At 66.0% G+C, this 2,198-nt stretch carries 2 protein-coding genes and 1 pseudogene; all 3 read right to left on the minus strand.

The window, feature by feature from the left end; all coding sequences use genetic code 11:
* A pseudogene (locus tag VFZ09_RS51305) lies at positions 1–642 on the minus strand (hypothetical protein); the annotation flags it as partial.
* Between the two features lie 173 nt (positions 643–815).
* Positions 816–1,268 carry a hypothetical protein gene (locus VFZ09_RS51310; RefSeq protein ID WP_329735215.1) on the minus strand — a complete coding sequence of 151 codons (453 nt, stop codon included), beginning with the start codon at positions 1,266–1,268 and terminating at the stop codon, positions 816–818.
* A gap of 5 nt (positions 1,269–1,273) precedes the next feature.
* The coding region (locus VFZ09_RS51315; protein ID WP_329735216.1) for a polymorphic toxin type 47 domain-containing protein at positions 1,274–2,198 on the minus strand (925 nt) is incomplete at its 5' end.

Below are 2,198 nucleotides of genomic sequence, written 5' to 3' on the forward strand. Positions count from 1 at the left end.
GAAGGCTTCCTCCTTCCACTCCACCGGGCCCACCTTCTGCTGCGTGCGTCCGTTGAGCGTCCACGCCAGATAGCCGTCCGGCCGCAGCACCGCCACCCTCCTGAAGCGCTCCACCCGGCGCAGCAACTCCTCGCGGGAGACCTCCCCTCCCTCCAGCACCTCGCGCAGCAGGTGGCCGACGGCCATGCGCGACGGGAACGAGCCTGGCGTCACGGGCTTGTTCATCAGCACCGTCAGCACCCGGGCCGCCTCCTGGGGCGTGAGGGGAGCGGCTCTCGGGGGCAGGTCGTTGAAGTCGTCCAGGCCCGCGAGCATCAGCAGTTCCTCGAAGGCGTCCACCCGCACCGCACCGCTGGCCACCGCGCGCACGGCCATCTGCGCCGGGCTCACCATGGCCACCTCCGTGCCCCGAGTGCGCTCACCCCGGCGACGCAGCAGCCGCGCTGGCTCGCTCTGGCCCGTGAGCACGGCTGGGGAGTCACCCCGCGGCTCACCTGCCAATGAGGGGCTGTGCACACCACGCGGGGTGTTCTCCAGGAACGCGCCGCGCCCCACTGGAGACGCCGCCGTGGCGCAGCCCGTGGCCAGCAGGACGCCGCACAGCAGCAAGGCCGTCCGGTTGCGCGCCGTCTCAGCGGGCATGATCCACACCCAGGCCCACGGAAGCGAAGGCGCCCGGGCGCAGCGCCCCCTCCGGTGCCGGAAACAGCAGCGTCCCCCCTGACCTAGTAGGGCTCTCTTCCATTCCATTGCCGGTGCTTCACCTGGACAGCGGACTCGGTGCGCAGCTCGGTCGTGAGGGGGTCGGTGTTTCGTCATGAACCTAGCTCCGGCGCCCCCCTCCGCATAAGGCTACGAAGCCAGCCCACCGCAGTTCCGGCAGCGGACAAATAGTCGTGATGATTGAACGCCAGCAGAAAGCTCCTTGCATCATCGGTCAGGTAGAATTCAAACCCTGTTGACTCCGCAAGAACGGTGACCGCATCCGCTGCTGACGTGAACACAAAGCCGGCAGGCTCTTCTTGCTCGTCAAAGAAGAGAATGGCGCGCCCCGAGTGCGGCACTGAGGAAATCCACTGCCAGGCATCCGGATTCCTGACCGACACATCCCCCCGAATTCGCTCCCAAAGAGGTCCCTCCCCGGAAGGGTCTATGAATCGAGCATCAAGCCCTTCACGAACGAAACGTAATTGGGCGGGGCTTAGCTCTTCAGTGGCGATGCCAAGCTGTTTGATTGTGATTCTGAGCTCGTCGGCTATGTATCCCATGGCGGCTATCGATTGAATGGAACCTCGTCAAGAAGGATATGCCCTCGGACAGCGCCTCCGCTCCCTCTCTTCCCGGGGGTTTGAAAGCCCACGTGAGGCGAAGAAGGTCCGTTTTTCGTGTGGCCCATGTCGATATTGACTTCGGCGCCATTGGGAGCACGCCATTCCACAGGTGCGCTCTTGCCAAATTTGTCTTTGCCCCACCTGGTTACGGAGAATTCCTCACGCGAAACTCCCGTTCGCTTGAAGGCTTCATTGAGTGCATCAGAGAGTCCCTTGCCCATTCCGCGCCAGTCAAGGTCGTTCGGACCTGGCTTCCACTTCGTTCCTCCTGTCCTACCAGCGCCACTCTCATCGCCGCCGCCCCCGCCAGGGCCACCTTGATAGAGAATGATGGCCGCCCCGGGGCCGCCGCTCAGAGCGGTGGCCGCCTTGCCGACTGGCACCACGACGCGTCCCAGCACCAACTCCCCCCTGGCCGAGAGCGAGAGTACCGGCACGGTGGCCTCCAGCCCACCCAACGTCCTCGTCAGCGTGCTCGTGGTGCCCCCAGCAGTGCCAAAGGTGACGATGATGTGGGTGGTCAACTTGGAGAGCGCCTTTATCTGCTCGCCCCGCGTCATGTACCGCAAGCGCTCCAACGAGCCTGGCGTCACGGGCTTGTTCATCAGCACCGTCAGCACCCGGGTCGCCTCCTGGGGCGCGAGGGGAGCGGCTCTCGGGGGCAGGTCGTTGAAGTCGTCCAGGCCCGCGAGCAGCAGCAGTTCCTCGAAGGCGTCCACCTGCACGGCACCGCTGGCCACCGCGCGCACGGCCATTTCCGCCGGGCTCACCATGGCCACCTCCGTGCCCCGAGTGCGCTCACCCCGGCGACGCAGCAACCGCGCCGGCTCGCTCTGGCCCGTGGACGCGGCTGGGGAGTCGCCACGC

The sequence above is a fragment of the Archangium sp. genome (assembly GCF_036277355.1).
Taxonomy (GTDB): Bacteria; Myxococcota; Myxococcia; order Myxococcales; family Myxococcaceae; genus Archangium.